Below are 13,824 nucleotides of genomic sequence, written 5' to 3' on the forward strand. Positions count from 1 at the left end.
CGTGGTCAGCCGCTCGCGGCCGACCGCCTGGTGTTGAGTTGGTCGAACCCGACCGCGACGAGGATGAGCACGCCGATGGCGATCTGGAGGTAGAAGGCGTTGATCGCCAGGAGGTTGCCGCCGTTGTTCAGCACGCCCATGATCAGCGCCCCGGTGGCGGCGCCGACCGCACTGCCCTTCGCGCCGAACAGGCTCGCGCCGCCGATGACGCAGGCGGCGATCGCGTTGAGCTCGAAGCCGGTGCCGGCGGTGGGGATGCCCGCGCCCAGGCGGGAGGCGAGCAGCACCCCGCCGAGACCGGCGAGCAGGCCCGAGATCATGTAGACCGAGATCGTCACCATCCGCACGGGGACACCCGCGAGACGGGCCGACTCCGGGTTCGAGCCGACGGCGTAGATGTAGCGGCCGAAGACCGTCCGGGCGAGCACGAACCACATCACGGCGGTGATCGCCGCGGCGATGATGAGCAGGTTGGGGATGCCGAGGATCGTGCCGTTGGCGATGACCTGGAACGCGTCCGGCACACCCTGAATGGTCTGGGCGTCGGTGGTGACCAGGACCAGTCCGCGGGCGATGCCGAGCATGCCCAGCGTCGCGATGAACGGCGGCAGCAGGGCCTTGGTCACCAGCAGGCCGTTGACGATGCCGAGCACGGTGCCGATCGCCACGCCGAGCAGGATCGACGGCAGGATCGGCATGCCCGCGACCAGGAACTGCGCGGTGGAGGCGCCGGACAGGCCGAGAATCGAGCCGACCGACAGGTCGATCCCGGCGGTCAGGATGACCAGGAGCTGGCCGACCGCGATGATCCCGAAGATGGCGACCTGGCGGGCGAGGTTGGCCAGGTTGTTGCCGGTGAGGAACTCGTCGCTGGCGAGCGTGAGGGCGCCGATCGCCACGAGCAGCACGACGAGCCCGCCGCTCTCCCGTCCGGCGATGTCGCCCAGCGTGATGACCCGTCGCTTGGGCTCGGCCGTCGCTTCGGCCGCCTGCCTGGGCTGCGGCACCGTCTCCAGCGCGGCCGCGTCGGCTTGGTCGGTGGGTGGCCGGTTGGTGATCGTCGTGGTCTCGATCGGCTCGCGCCAGATCAGCTTAGGCATCTCGGCTCACCCCTCCTGGGTCGTCCGTGCTCTCGCCTGCGGCGGCCGGAGGCTCATCCGCAGTGGCCGGAGGTGCGGCGCCTCCGGTGCCGCTCGCCAGGTGGAGCACCTCCTCCTCGGTGGCGGAGCCGGGCAGCTCGCCCGCGACCGCCCCGTCGCGCAGCACGAGGATGCGATCGGCGAGCCCCAGCAGCTCCGGGAGGTACGACGAGACCACGATGATCCCCAGCCCGCTCGCCGCCAGGTCACCGATGACGGTGTAGAGCTCGCCCTTGGCCCCGACGTCGATGCCCTTCGTGGGCTCGTCGAACATCAGCACCTTCGGCTTGGTGAGCAGCCAGCGGGCGAGCAGCACCTTCTGCTGGTTGCCGCCGGACAGCGTCGAGACCGGCTGGTCGTAGGAACCGGCACGCAGCCGCAGGCTGTCGAGCAGCCGGTCCGCCTCCTCGGCCTGTTCGCGGCCGGGCAGCAGACCGTGGCGAGAGCCGCTGCGCAGGCTCGCGATGGTGACGTTCTCCCTGATCGACAGCTCCGGCAGCAGGCCCAGCACCTTGCGGTCCTCGGTGAGCAGCCCTACTCCGGCGTTCATCATCACGCGCGGCCCGGACGGTTTCACCGGCTTGCCGGCGACCTCCACCTGACCGGCGACGATGGGCGCGGCGCCGAAGATGGACAGCAGCAACCCGCTCCTTCCCGCCCCCAGCAGCCCGCCGATGCCGAGGATCTCCCCGGCCCCGACGTGGAGGTCGATGCTCGGCGAGCCGTCGAACCGGCGCAGCCCCCGGACCTGGAGCGCGGGCGGTCCCGCGTGCCGGTGGGTCTCCGGATAGAGCGAGCTGATCTCCCGGCCGACCATGGCGGTGATCAGCCGGTCCTCGTCGTACCTGCTGATCGGCCCGGCCTCGGACAGGCCACCGTCCCGCAGGACGGTCACCCAGTCGCCGATCTCGAACATCTCCTCCAGCCGGTGGGTCACGTAGAGCATCGCGATTCCGCGCTCGCGCAGCCGCAGGATGTGCTGGAGCAGTCGTTCCGACTCCGCCTCGGTGAGCGCCGTGGTCGGCTCGTCGAAGACGATCACCTTCACGGAGTCCGCGGTCAGCACCTTGGCGATCTCCACGAGCTGGCGGGTGGCCGCCGGGAGCCGTTCCACGATCGCCTGCGGGCTGAGCTCCGTCAGGCCGACCTCGTCGAGGGCCTTCCTGGCGCGGGTCTCCAGCCGGCCCCTGGCGATGATCCCGGTACGGGCGGGAAGGCGGCCCATGAACAGGTTCTCCGCGACCGACAGGTGAGGCAGCAGGCTGAGCTCCTGGTAGACGGCCTGGACGCCGGCCGCGCGTACGGATGCCGGAGTCGGCGTGTTGACCGGCCGGCCGGCGATCTCGTAGCTGCCGTTGTCCCGGCGCAGCGCGCCCGTCAGCACCCGGATCAGGGTCGACTTCCCCGCGCCGTTCTCCCCGGCGAGGCAGTTCACCTGGCCGGGGACCAGCCGGAGCGAGACGTCGTTGAGTGCCTGGACCGGGCCGAAGGCCTTGGAGACGCCGTGCAGTTCGACGACGGGCTCGGCCATCATTCCGCCTTCATCGTCGGCGGGTTGAGCAGCTGCTTGACGTCGGGCTCGGTCATGTTCGTCTTGTCGGCCACGACCGCACCGGGATCGATGTCACGCGGCGGGATGCGCTTGACCGTGGCCATCCCGGCGGCCAGGACGCCCTGGTAGCCGAAGAAGTACGGGTTCTGCACCACCAGCGCGTCGATGGTGCCGGCCGACAGCGCGGCGTTCTCCTGCGGGTCGGAGTCGAACGCCACGACGGGGACGGTCTCGGCGGCGTGGTTGTCCTGGATCGCCCGAGCGGCGCCGACGCCTGAGGTGTTGTTGTCCGCGAACACCCCCGCCAGGTTCGGGTTGGCCGTCAGCGCGTCGTTGACCTGTGAGGCCGCGGTGTTGATGTCGTTGTTGTTGAAGCGCTGCAGCGCCACCTTGACCTGCGGGCAGTTGATCGCGATGCCCTGCTTGAAGCCGGCGTCCCGATCGACGAGTGACTGGATGCCGGCCACGGAGGACTCGATCATGACGCTGCCGCTCGTCTTGTTCTGCGCCTTGAGCAGCGCGCACATGCGCTTGCCCGCCTGCATTCCGGCCTTGACGTTGTCGGTGCCGATGAACCCCTCCGACGGGGTGGTCACGCGGCTGTCCACGGTGATGACCTTGAGACCCGCCTTGCGCGCCCGGTCGATCGCCGAGTTCAGGGCGCTGGAGGAGTTGGGCGCGATGACCAGCCCGTCAGCGCCCCGGGAGATGGAGTTCTCCACCAGTTGGACCTGCTGGTCGATGTTCGTCTCGGACGTCGGGCCGAAGGTGCTCACGTTCAGCCCGAAATCCCCACCCGCCTGTTTGGCCCCGGCGATCATCGTCTGCCAGAACGACGAGTCGCTCGCCTTGATGATCACGTCGATCTTCTTGCCGCTGGCCGCCCCGCCCGCGGCTCCACCGGCCGCCTGTACGGCCGAGCTCGTCGCCCGGCCGCCCACCACCCCGAGCACCAGCGCCACCAACGCGATCGCCGCGACCAGTGAGAGCGAGAAGACGATACGAGAACGAGCCATGACGGCCCCCCGGAGAAGTCTTGATTCCCTTCCAGCAAAGCCCGGGAATTCACTGGTTGGAGTTAGCGAAGAGAAAAGAACGCATTACTCGTGCTCGCCACGCGCTACAGCAGGATGCGTCTGTGCCGCACGTCCTGGCGGGGAAGCTGGACCCTGGCGAGTTCGCGCAGCGCTCGCGACGCGCCGCTCCGCCTGGCCAGGGCAAGAGCCTGACGGGCCGTCTCGGCCGAGCGCTCCCGCTCGTGGGCGTCGGCGTACGCGTGGGCCATGCGGGCCAGGGCGTAGGCGACGGCATAGGTCGGCTGCGCCTTCGGCGGTTCGTGTTCCAGGATCTCGATCGCGCCGCCGGCCTGGCCGAGATCGACGAGACACCCAGCGCACAGGGCGTTGTGCGCTTCGGACCGGTACGGCGGTTCGTCGCCGCATTCCTCCAGCGACTGCGCCGACTCCTCCAGGCGGCGATGGCACATGTCCACGTCCCCGGCGAGGGCATGACCCTGCGCTTCGTGGTCCCGCGACAGGGCGTCCACCCACGGCGGGAGGTGGGCGCGTTCGCGGGCGGCGACGGCGAGGTCGACGAGCCGGCCGGGGTCGCCGATGGTGTCGGAAAGACCGCCCCGCTGGGCGAGCGCATAGGCCTCCAGCAGCGCGTCCGCCGCTTCACGCGCGTCGCGGATGGCCTCGTCCGACCAGGCCAGCGCCTCGTCAGGGTCGCCGGACTCGTGGTGCATGCGGCTGATCAGCTCCGCGTTCTCCGCGGCGAGCATCAGGAAGGCCCGCCGGACAGGTGGACCGGCCTCGCGGTGGAACTCCTCGATCCCGGCGAAGACCGGCCGCAGCACGTGGATCAGGTCGGCGGGTCGGAGATCGGCTCGGGTGTAGGCGTCGAGGGTGGTCCTGAAGTAACTGACCGTTCCTTCATCGGCCCGCTGGGGTGCCTCGATCGCCCGGCCGGTACGCTCCTCCTCCTCGGCGGTGAACATCCCCGACCGCAGCGGAATGCCGGTGAGGTAGTGCCACAGCGTGGTGCCGGCCGCGTCCCCGACGAAGAGATCCGACTCGGCCACGCCGAACGCCCGGCAGAGCAACTCCGCGTTCGCCTCGTCGGGCCGCCGCTCCCCGGCCTCCCAGAGCCGAATCATCGTCTCCGGGTCGGGTAGCTGATCACGCCCCGTCTCGTCCGCCGCGTCGGCCAGCCGTCTCCCGAGCTCCCGATGGTTCCACAGCCGCCCCCGGCGCAGGACCCGCAGACGCGCGGCCCAGATCGGAACATCGATGTCGACCATTGGCGTTCCCCCGACCGCCTAGGTGATTTGTGCCTATTGTCCCCTTTCTGGGGTCGTCTCGTCAGTCCTTGGTCGGTAGATCAAAGTAGTGGCCCTTGTCCAGGTCGTCGATGAGCCCGGGCTGGGTCGGCTGCCAGCCCAGCAGCTCGCGGGTCAGCGTGCTCGAGGCCGGGCAGTCGGCCGAGAGGGGGCCGGCCAGCCAGCCGAAGTGCGCGCCCGCGTCCTCGGGAGAGATGGCGGCCACCGGGATGCCCAGATGCCGGCCGATCACCTCGGCGACGGTCCGGATCGGCACGCCCTGGTCGGCGACGGCGTGCAGCACCGATGCCGCCGGGGCCTGCTCCAGCGCCAGTTGGAACAGGTGCGCGGCATCGAGTCGGTGCACGGCGCACCAGCGGTTGGACCCGTCGCCGGGGTAGCCGGAGACGCCCTTGTCGCGGGCGATGCCGACCGACATCGCCATGAAGCCGTAGTCTCCTTCGCCGTGCACCGTCGGGGGGAGCCGTACCACCGACGAGCGGACGCCGCGGGAAGCGAGGGCGAGCGTGAACTGCGCGGTGGCCATCCGGCCCTGCGCACCGCCGCCCGGCAGCGCACTCCGCGCGCCGCTACTCGGCTCCCCTGAGCCATGGCCGTCCTGTTCGGTCGCCACACGCCCCGGCGCCAGCCCGAGCGTCCCGGAGGCGAGTACGAACGGCCGGTCGGAACCCGCGAGTGCCTCGCCGAACGCCTCGACAGCGCGTCGATCCGCGTCGACGGCGCCCTGGAAGTCGCCCGAGAAGGCGATGTCGTGCTTGAACGCGAGGTGGATCACGCCATCCGACGCGGCAGCCGCACTCCGCAGGCTGTCGAGATCGTCAAGCGTGCCGCGATGTACTTGCGCCCCGGCCGCGGTGAGGGCGGCGGCCGAGGCGTCCGACCGGGCCAGCCCGGTGACCTGATGGCCCGCGCCGATGAGCTCGGGGACGACGGCGGAGCCGATCCAGCCGGACGCGCCGGTGACGAAAACACGCATGAGAGAACCTCCGATGTCAGGTACTGACATCACTGTAAGGCATGTCAGTCACTGTCATCAACTATGATCTGGGCATGGGGCGATGGGAGCCGAACGCGCGTGGCCGACTTGAGCAGGCGGCACTGGAGCTCTATGGCGAGCGCGGGTACGAACAGACCACGGTGGCCGAGATCGCCAAGCGGGCGGGGCTCACGGAGCGAACGTTCTTCCGGCACTTCGCCGACAAGCGCGAGGTGCTGTTCGGGGGGCAGGGCGCACTGCGAGAGGTCTTCGTGCACGCCGTCGCCGAGGCGCCTGATTCCGCGGCGCCGATCGACGCGATAGCCGCGGCCCTGGAGGCCGCCGGTGCCCTGTTTCAGGAGCGCCACGAACACTCCCAGCGGCGCCAGGCCATCATCGCCGCGAACGCGGAGCTTCTGGAGCGTGAGCTGATCAAGCTGGCCTCACTCGCCGAGGCGATCGCCGACGCGTTGCGCCTGCGTGGCATCACCGACCCGGCCGCGAGCCTGGCCGCCGAGGCGGGGATCGCCGTCTTCAGGGTCGCCTTCGCCCGCTGGATCGGCGAGACCGGCCGGCCGGACCTGTCGCGCGTCATCCGGGAGTCGATGGACGAGCTGAAAGCCGTGACCGCGGGCGCCTCTAGGGTGGACACAAGGTAACCATCACGTTACTGATCACTGCTATCTGTTGTCTGTCGACCCCAACCGCTATGTGATGTGATCACTGACTATTTACGGAGTTCCTGACTAAGGGGTCAAATGACGACAAGCCTCCCCTCTTTCCCGGTCGTGGGCGAGAACCCGCTCGACACCTGCATCCGGTTCCGGGAGATCGCGCCCGTGGTCGAGGTGGAATTCCCGGGAGGCGTACCCGCCTACCTGGCACTGACCCACAAGGCGGTGCGGGAGATCCTCGCCGGGGACAACAAGACCTTCCTCAGGGATCCCCAGCACTGGCCCGCGCTGCACGACGGCTCCATTCCCGAGGACTGGCCGCTGCGCGCCATCATTCAGGGCGGTCACCTGTCCACCATGGACGGCGGCGACCACCGGCGGCTGCGCGGCCTGATCAGCAAGGCGTTCACGCCCGCCCGGGTGCAGGCCATGGAGCCGCGGATCCAGCAGATGATCGATGACTTACTGGATGAGGTGGCGGCCACCGGTGACGGCGCGGACCTGGTTCCCGCCTTCACCGAGGCACTGCCGATGTGGGTGATCTGCGAGCTGTTCGGCGTGCCCGTCGAGGACCGGCTCCGGCTGCGCAAGTGGACCGCCACGCTGCTGGCGCACACCACTCCGCCGGAGGAGGCGTTCGCGACGCAGAACAACCTCATGGCGTTCCTGCACGACCTCGTGGAGCGTAAGCAGCGCGAACCGGGCGACGACCTCACCACCGGCCTGGTTCAGATCCGCGACGAGGGTGACCACCTCACCGCCGACGAACTGGTCGGCCTACTGTGGATCATGCTCGTGGCCGGCCACGAGACCACCGTCCACCTGCTCGGGTACGCCATCGTGGCGCTGGCCCGGAATCCCGACCAGCTGGAGCTCGCCAAGGCCGAGGACCGGTGGGCCGACGTGGTCGAGGAGACCGTGCGCTACCGCCACTCGGTGATGATGACCAGCTTCCGTTTCACGGCGGAGGACGTGACCATCGCCGGGGTGGACATCCCCAAGGGCAACGCCGTGGGTGTGGTCTTCCAGGCGACCGGCGTCGACCCGGCGGAGCACGGCGAGAGCGCCGACCGGTTCGACATCACCCGCGAGCAGACCGGACACCTCGGCTTTGGTCACGGCCCGCGGTTCTGCATCGGGGCGCCGCTGGCCCGGATGGAGGGCCGTTTGGCGCTCGCCGCGCTGTACCGGCGTTTTCCGGGGCTCAGCCTCGCGATCGACCCCGACGAGATCCCGTACTCCCCGTCGTTCTTCACGATCGGCCCGCTGTCCTTGCCGGTCGACCTCGGTATAGCCACTCCCTGACGCGCTGACGTCCGGCCCGGACAGCCCTGGCTGCCGGGCCGGACAGAATGCATCAAACAGGTTTGATGTATTCTGCTAGGCGTGGTGTCCAGCACGGCCCCGGCGTTCGTACGCATGGCCGCCCACCCGCTGCGGTGGCGGCTGCTGACCGAGCTGGCCGCGAGCGACTACCGGGTCCGCGAGCTCGTCGACCGGCTCGGCCACCCGCAGAACCTGATCTCCTACCATCTGCGACTGCTGCGCGGAGCCGGGCTGGTCACCGCCCACCGGAGCAGCTTCGACGCCCGTGACAGCTACTACCACCTCGACCTGGAGCGCTGCGCGCAGGCGCTGACCGCCGCCGGTGCCGCCCTGCACCCGGCGCTGCGCCTCGATCCCGCTCCACCATCGGCCACGACCGCCGACCCCCCGGTCCGGCCTCGCGTGCTGTTCGCCTGCACCGGCAACAGCGCCCGCTCGCCCGTCGCCGAGGCCCTGCTCCGCCATCGCACCAGCGGTCACGTGGAGGCGGCCAGCGCCGGCAGCCACCCCAAACCGCACCTGCATCCCAACGCCGTGCGAGTCCTGCGCGAGCACTACGGCATCGACATCGCCGGCCAGCGGCCACGCCACCTGGACACGGTCGCCCACCACCGCTTCGATCACCTGATCAGCCTGTGCGACAAGGTCCGCGAGGTCCGCCCCGAGTTCGGCGATCAGCCGCGACCGATCCACTGGAGCATCCCCGACCCCGCCGCCAGCAACGACAACGATCAGGCCAGCTACCCCGCTTTCCGGCACATGGCGGCGGACATCGACACGCGTATCCGCTATCTGCTGCCCGTTCTTTCCCACGTCACGAATACGGAGGTTCAGCCGTGACAACAACACCCGACGAGCTCGCCGGCGTCCGCTACATCGTCGACGACGTGGCCGCCGCCGTCCACTTCTACACCACTCATCTCGGCTTCACCCTGCGCACCAACCCCGCGCCCGCGTTCGCCGACGTGGTCCGCGGCCCGCTGCGGCTGCTGCTGTCCGGGCCGGCGAGCTCCGGTGCCCGGGCCACGCCCGACGACTCCACCGCGCCGGGCCGCAACCGCATCCATCTCATCGTCAAGGACCTCGACGCTGAGATCGACCGGCTGCGTACCGCCGGACTGTCCTTCCGCGGCGACGTCGTCGCCGGCCCCGGCGGCCGCCAGATCCTGCTCACCGACCCGGCCGGCAACCTCATCGAACTATTCGAACCGGCCCGCTGAACCGTGGTGCCGCCCTCTGTCAGTACATCTTGGTGGTGGTGCGCTGGACGGCAGCGGGAGCCAGGCGGATGCCCTTGGCCGTGACCTTGTGGCCGCGGGTGTCAGTGACCCGCACGGTGAAGGGGCCCTGGCCCGCGCCGGAATCGGCGATCCAGTAGTTGTAGTCGGCCCGGGCCAGCTTGCGCCACGCGCCGCCGGCGCCCTTCACCTCGACCGACGTGAGCGGGTTGCCGTGGTCGATGACCAGCAGGGCCAGCCACCACTGCGACGACCCCTCCTTGACGCGGAAGGACAGCGGGCTGCCGACGCGCGGGTTGGAGACCGGGCGGTAGGTGACCCCCACCAGGCCCTTGGCGGGGTCCGCGACGCGGGCGAAGGCCGTACGGCTCAGGTCGATGTGCCCTGCGGCGCACTCCGGGCACTGGTCGACGACCTTGACCCGGACGGTGCCCTTCGGTCCGGTGACGTCCAGGTAGCCGCCGCAGGCGGCCGCGGCGGCGTACTCGCCGGGGGAGAGCGCGGCGTACAGGTTGCCGGCGGGAGAAGACGGATATGAGCAGTTGCCACCCCCCGACTGGAGCTCGTACATGGTCGCCTGCCCCTTGATCGCTTTGGCCTGCGCCAGGGCGGGGGCTGGGAGGAGCGAGGTCGCGGCGAGCGCGGTGGCGAGAACGGGGGGTAAAAGTCGCATCCGGGGTTCCTCTCGTGCGGGACGGATGTGACAGTAGCGAAAAGAGTGCATCACGGTACGGTAAAGCACGAGATATCCGTATATGCCGTGTCACGTGAAGAGCTGGCCGCCATTGACGTCGATGGTGGCGCCGGTGACGGCCTTGGCGTGGTCGGAGGCGAGGTAAACGACGGCGCGGGCCACGTCCTCCTCCGTGGCGATGCGGCGCAGCGCCATCGCCGAGACGTCGTGGGCGAGGATCTCCTCGAAGGTCACGCCTTCCGCCGCCGCCCGGGTACGCATCCACTCGTCCAGCACCTCGCTGGCGATCCAGCCGGGCGCGACGCAGTTCACCCGAACCCCGTACGGCCCGAGCTCGTCGGCGAGGCAGTGCGACAGCAGGTGCGCGGCGGCCTTGCCGGCGGCGTAGTCACTGCGCCCCGCGTAACCCGTGCGGGACGACATGGACGTGATGTTGACGATCGAGCCGGAGCCCTGGGCCACCATGTGCGGCGCGATGAACCGGCAGGCCAGCAGCGTCCCATAGCCGCCTGTCTCGACGGCCCCGCGCCAGGCCTCCAGGTCGTCGGCCGACATGTCGAGCACGTTCCTGCGGTGCGAGCCGGGAAAGGCGGCGTTGACCAGCACATCCACCCGGCCGAACCGGTCGATCACGGTGTCGGCCAGCCGCCGTACGTCGTCGACCCTGGTCACGTCGGCGGGTACGGCCAGCGCGCCCGGCACCTCGGCGGCGGTCTTCGCCACGGTCGCCGAGGTGCGGGCGGCCACGACGACCCTGGCGCCCTCCTCGCTCAGCAGCCCCGCCAGCGTCCGACCCAGCCCGGGACCCGCCCCGGTGACGACCGCGACCTTGCCCTCCAGCAGCACGCCACAACATTACCAAGCGTTTGCTTGATTTCGCTGAGCCGGCTGCCGGCCGACGGGTCGTTCACCGCGGCGGTCACCTAGGTCAGCGTGCTCTGTCCTCGTCGTCATCAGGGATGGGAGGCTCCGCCAGTGTGGCGGCAGCTTGGGCGGCGGCGATGGTCGTGCTCGGTGTGTCGGCCGCGCTCGCGGCCAGCGTGGTGAGTGCGGTCGAGCCGATGATTGCGGAGGCCACCACGGCGGCGGCAACAAGAAGGCGTTCGAACATCAGAGATCACTCCGTAAGGTGATGATCGTCCAGATGATTCAGGACTGACGGAGCGTCGACTTGGGCTCCCCGGGAAGCGCCAGAACGGCGCATCGAACATTTCTCACTCTAGCGAGGGTGGTCCGCGGGGTCTCTCGGCAAGCGGCAAAGCACTGCAAAGTCCGCATGCCGCTTTTTTCGCACCTTGGCCGACGTAATAGATCATGTAAGGTGAGCCCGGCATACCCTCCAATAGCCTGGAGTCCGCCGTGTCGCACATGTCTCGTCGCCAGGTTCTCTCCCTGCTCCCCGCCGCCGGCCTGCTCACCGTAGCCTCCCCCTCGCGTGCCGCAGCGGGGGTCGATCACGCGCGGCTGCTCGCCAACACCGTGGCCATCTTCGCGGGCACCCCGGAGGTCAACGCCCGGCCCGAGGTAGCAGGCAATCTCGCGGTGATCCTCCGGAACGCCAAGCAGCGGCTGACCGCCATGGACCAGGCGGGCGACGGCGAGCTGTTCTCCGGCCTGCGGCTCGGCACCGACGACGCCAACCTGCGACTGGCCTTCCAGTACCTGTACGAGATCGCGCTCGCGACCCGCACACCAGGCGGCGAACTGGAGGGTGACGCGGCGGCCCAGCGGCGGGTCGTCGACGGTCTGCTGTGGCTGCACGAGCGCTACTACGGCAACCAGTCGGCGGGCTACTACGGCAACTGGTTCAACTGGGAGATCGGCATCTCCACCCAGGTGAGCAGGACGCTGGCCCTGCTGGCCGAACGGCTGCGGGCCGAACGGCCCGACCTGACGGCGACCTACATCGCCTCGATGGACGCCTACCTGCGCAACGGCAAGAACGGCGACGTCGACCTCGACTCCCGCTTCCACACCGGGGCGAACCTGGCCGACATCACCGGCAACCGGATCCTGCAGGGCGCGCTCACCGGCGACGACGCCCGCGTCGGCAAGGCCATCTCCGACCAGGCCACCGTCTTCGCCACGATCGACCCCTACAACCTCCAGCACGGGGTCACCGACGGCTACTACCGCGACGGCTCCTTCATCCAGCACGACTCGGTCGCCTACACGGGCTCGTACGGGAAGGCCCTGCTCACCCGCGTCGTCCAGACCCTCAAGATGCTCGAGGGCGCGACGAGTGGCGGCACCTCCGACCTGGCCGGCGTGGTGTACCGCTGGGTCGCCGACGGCTTCGCCCCGCTGATCTTCGAGGGGTGGATGATGGAGATCGTCAAGGGGCGGGCGGCCTCGCGCACCACCACCGGCTACGCCGACGTAGGGGTGGTCGTGGAGGCCGTTTCCGACCTGGCCGATCACGTCGAGGGCGCCGGCGCGCTCGCCCTGAAGAAGTACGTCAAGTTCCTGCCGGCCGCCGACACGGCCACCTTCGTCTCCCCGATCAGCGTCGCCCGGTACGCGGCCATCCGCGCCGACTCCGCCATCCCGGCCGCCGACCTTAATGCGCCAGAGCGCTGTGTGGCGTTCAACGCCATGGACAGGACCGTCCACCGGCGCCCCGGCTACGCCTTCGCCCTGGCGCGCAGCTCCGACCGGATCAGCAAGTACGAGTACATGAGCGGCGAGAACCTCATGCCCTGGTTCCAGGGCGACGGCGCCTACTACCTCTACCTCGCGGGTGAGGACCAGCGCGAGGTCTTCGGCGTCGACTACTACACGGCCGTCTCGCCGTACCGGCTGGCCGGGATCACCGCGCCGGTGCAGGAGCGGCGGACGGTGCCCGAGCTGTACGGCCGGCTCTGGTACGAGAACCCTGGTCACCCGCTGAACTTCACCTCCTCCTCGGAGTCCCAGAACACCTACGTGTACTTCCCCCGCGCCGGGAACGCCTTCTCCGGCGGCACGACGCTCGGCGCGTACGGGGCGGCCGGCATGGTCCAGTCCGACGACGCCGCCTACACCGCCAAACAGGCGGGCATCCTGCCGGACGACTTCGTCGCTTACCAGAACGCCCGCGCGACCAAGTCCTGGTTCATGCTCGACAACGAGATCGTGGTGCTGGCCGCGGGCGTCTCCGGCGAGGGCGGCCGCGACGCGGTGACCACCGTGGACAGCCGCATCGCCGCTCCCGGCGACGCGGTCGTACTCACCGGCGAAGGCTGGACCGGCAAGGCCTGGCAGACGGGCGACACCACGCCCCCGCGCTGGCTGCGCTACGCCAACGGCACCCGCCGTACCGCGATCGGCTACGCCTTCCTCACCCGGCAGGCCGTCGCGGCCGGGCTGGAGACGGTGACCCGCAGCCGCAGGGTCGTGCGTACGTCCAATCCCGACACCAGCGTGACCAAGAACGTGTTCACCGCCTCGATCGCCCACCCCACCACCGGCGCCGTCCCCGCCCTCGCCTACGCCCTGGTCCCGAACGCGACCGAGGCCCGCCTGCGCGGCTACGCGGACGGCCACCTGGTCGTCCTGGCCAACGACCGGCACGTACAAGCGATCAAGCACAAGACGCTCGGAATCGTCGCCGCCAACGTCTTCTCCGACGGCCCGCGCCACGCCGAGCGCCTGCTCATCGACGGCCCCGCCTCGGTCATCGTCCAGTCCGGCAAGCGCACGGTCGTCGCCCTGTCCGACCCCACGATGAAACGCGACCGCGTCTCCGTCGTCCTGCTCGGCGCCTCCCTCAGGCTCGACAAGGCCGACGAAGGGGTGACGGTACGCCGCGTACCGGGCGGCACCCTGATCCAGGCGACAACCCGGCACACGCACGGCCGCACCTTCACCGCCACGCTGCGCTGAACCGGCCTTCGGCCCCAGTC

At 69.9% G+C, this 13,824-nt stretch carries 13 protein-coding genes; 5 read left to right on the top strand and 8 right to left on the bottom strand.

The genetic code is table 11. The annotated features are described in order from the left end of the window. Window positions 1-5 precede the first annotated feature (5 nt). The 5 genes from KME78_RS07230 to KME78_RS07250 form a co-directional block, all read right to left on the bottom strand. Complete coding sequence (locus KME78_RS07230; RefSeq protein WP_219527984.1) at window positions 6-1,100, bottom strand: ABC transporter permease; 1,095 nt, start codon at window positions 1,098-1,100, stop codon at window positions 6-8. Beyond that, a complete protein-coding gene (locus KME78_RS07235) occupies window positions 1,093-2,673 on the bottom strand; it encodes a sugar ABC transporter ATP-binding protein (RefSeq protein ID WP_246650600.1) in 1,581 nt (526 codons plus the stop codon). The genes KME78_RS07230 and KME78_RS07235 overlap by 8 nt, the downstream gene beginning before the upstream one ends. Beyond that, window positions 2,670-3,707 carry an ABC transporter substrate-binding protein gene (locus KME78_RS07240; RefSeq protein ID WP_219527985.1) on the bottom strand — a complete coding sequence of 346 codons (1,038 nt, stop codon included), beginning with the start codon at window positions 3,705-3,707 and terminating at the stop codon, window positions 2,670-2,672. The genes KME78_RS07235 and KME78_RS07240 overlap by 4 nt, the downstream gene beginning before the upstream one ends. A gap of 104 nt (window positions 3,708-3,811) precedes the next feature. Then, entirely contained in the window at window positions 3,812-4,993 is a 1,182-nt protein-coding gene (locus KME78_RS07245) for a helix-turn-helix domain-containing protein (RefSeq protein ID WP_219527986.1), read from the bottom strand. Window positions 4,994-5,054: 61 nt separating this feature from the next. Further along, complete coding sequence (locus tag KME78_RS07250) at window positions 5,055-6,008, bottom strand: SDR family oxidoreductase (RefSeq protein ID WP_219527987.1); 954 nt, start codon at window positions 6,006-6,008, stop codon at window positions 5,055-5,057. Between the two features lie 74 nt (window positions 6,009-6,082). On the opposite strand from KME78_RS07250, the gene KME78_RS07255 reads away from it, so the two are divergent. From KME78_RS07255 to KME78_RS07270, 4 genes are all read left to right on the top strand, one after another. Then, window positions 6,083-6,667, top strand: coding sequence for a TetR/AcrR family transcriptional regulator (locus KME78_RS07255; protein WP_219527988.1), 585 nt, complete (start codon window positions 6,083-6,085; stop codon window positions 6,665-6,667). 99 nt (window positions 6,668-6,766) lie between these two features. Beyond that, the gene (locus tag KME78_RS07260; protein ID WP_219527989.1) at window positions 6,767-7,987 is read left to right on the top strand and encodes a cytochrome P450 family protein; all 1,221 of its coding nucleotides are present in this window, start codon (window positions 6,767-6,769) and stop codon (window positions 7,985-7,987) included. An 81-nt stretch (window positions 7,988-8,068) separates the two neighbouring features. Beyond that, on the top strand, window positions 8,069-8,848 hold the full coding sequence (locus KME78_RS07265) for an arsenate reductase/protein-tyrosine-phosphatase family protein (protein ID WP_308126835.1): 780 nt from the start codon (window positions 8,069-8,071) through the stop codon (window positions 8,846-8,848). Next, the gene (locus KME78_RS07270) at window positions 8,845-9,228 is read left to right on the top strand and encodes a VOC family protein (RefSeq protein WP_219527990.1); all 384 of its coding nucleotides are present in this window, start codon (window positions 8,845-8,847) and stop codon (window positions 9,226-9,228) included. The genes KME78_RS07265 and KME78_RS07270 overlap by 4 nt, the downstream gene beginning before the upstream one ends. Before the next feature lie 19 nt (window positions 9,229-9,247). Here KME78_RS07270 and KME78_RS07275 read toward each other — a convergent pair whose 3' ends face one another. From KME78_RS07275 to KME78_RS07285, 3 genes are all read right to left on the bottom strand, one after another. Continuing rightward, window positions 9,248-9,919, bottom strand: coding sequence for an expansin EXLX1 family cellulose-binding protein (locus tag KME78_RS07275; RefSeq protein ID WP_219527991.1), 672 nt, complete (start codon window positions 9,917-9,919; stop codon window positions 9,248-9,250). A 90-nt stretch (window positions 9,920-10,009) separates the two neighbouring features. Next, window positions 10,010-10,786 (bottom strand): SDR family oxidoreductase, encoded by a 777-nt coding sequence (locus tag KME78_RS07280; RefSeq protein ID WP_219527992.1) that lies wholly within the window; start codon window positions 10,784-10,786, stop codon window positions 10,010-10,012. Between the two features lie 82 nt (window positions 10,787-10,868). Next, window positions 10,869-11,051 (bottom strand): hypothetical protein, encoded by a 183-nt coding sequence (locus KME78_RS07285; protein WP_219527993.1) that lies wholly within the window; start codon window positions 11,049-11,051, stop codon window positions 10,869-10,871. A 257-nt stretch (window positions 11,052-11,308) separates the two neighbouring features. Between KME78_RS07285 and KME78_RS07290 the strand changes: the two genes are divergently transcribed. Then, complete coding sequence (locus KME78_RS07290) at window positions 11,309-13,804, top strand: polysaccharide lyase family 8 super-sandwich domain-containing protein (protein ID WP_219527994.1); 2,496 nt, start codon at window positions 11,309-11,311, stop codon at window positions 13,802-13,804. Window positions 13,805-13,824: the final 20 nt, after the last annotated feature.

Origin of the sequence: Nonomuraea guangzhouensis (assembly GCF_019396345.1) — a bacterium.
Taxonomy (GTDB): domain Bacteria; phylum Actinomycetota; class Actinomycetes; order Streptosporangiales; family Streptosporangiaceae; genus Nonomuraea; species Nonomuraea guangzhouensis.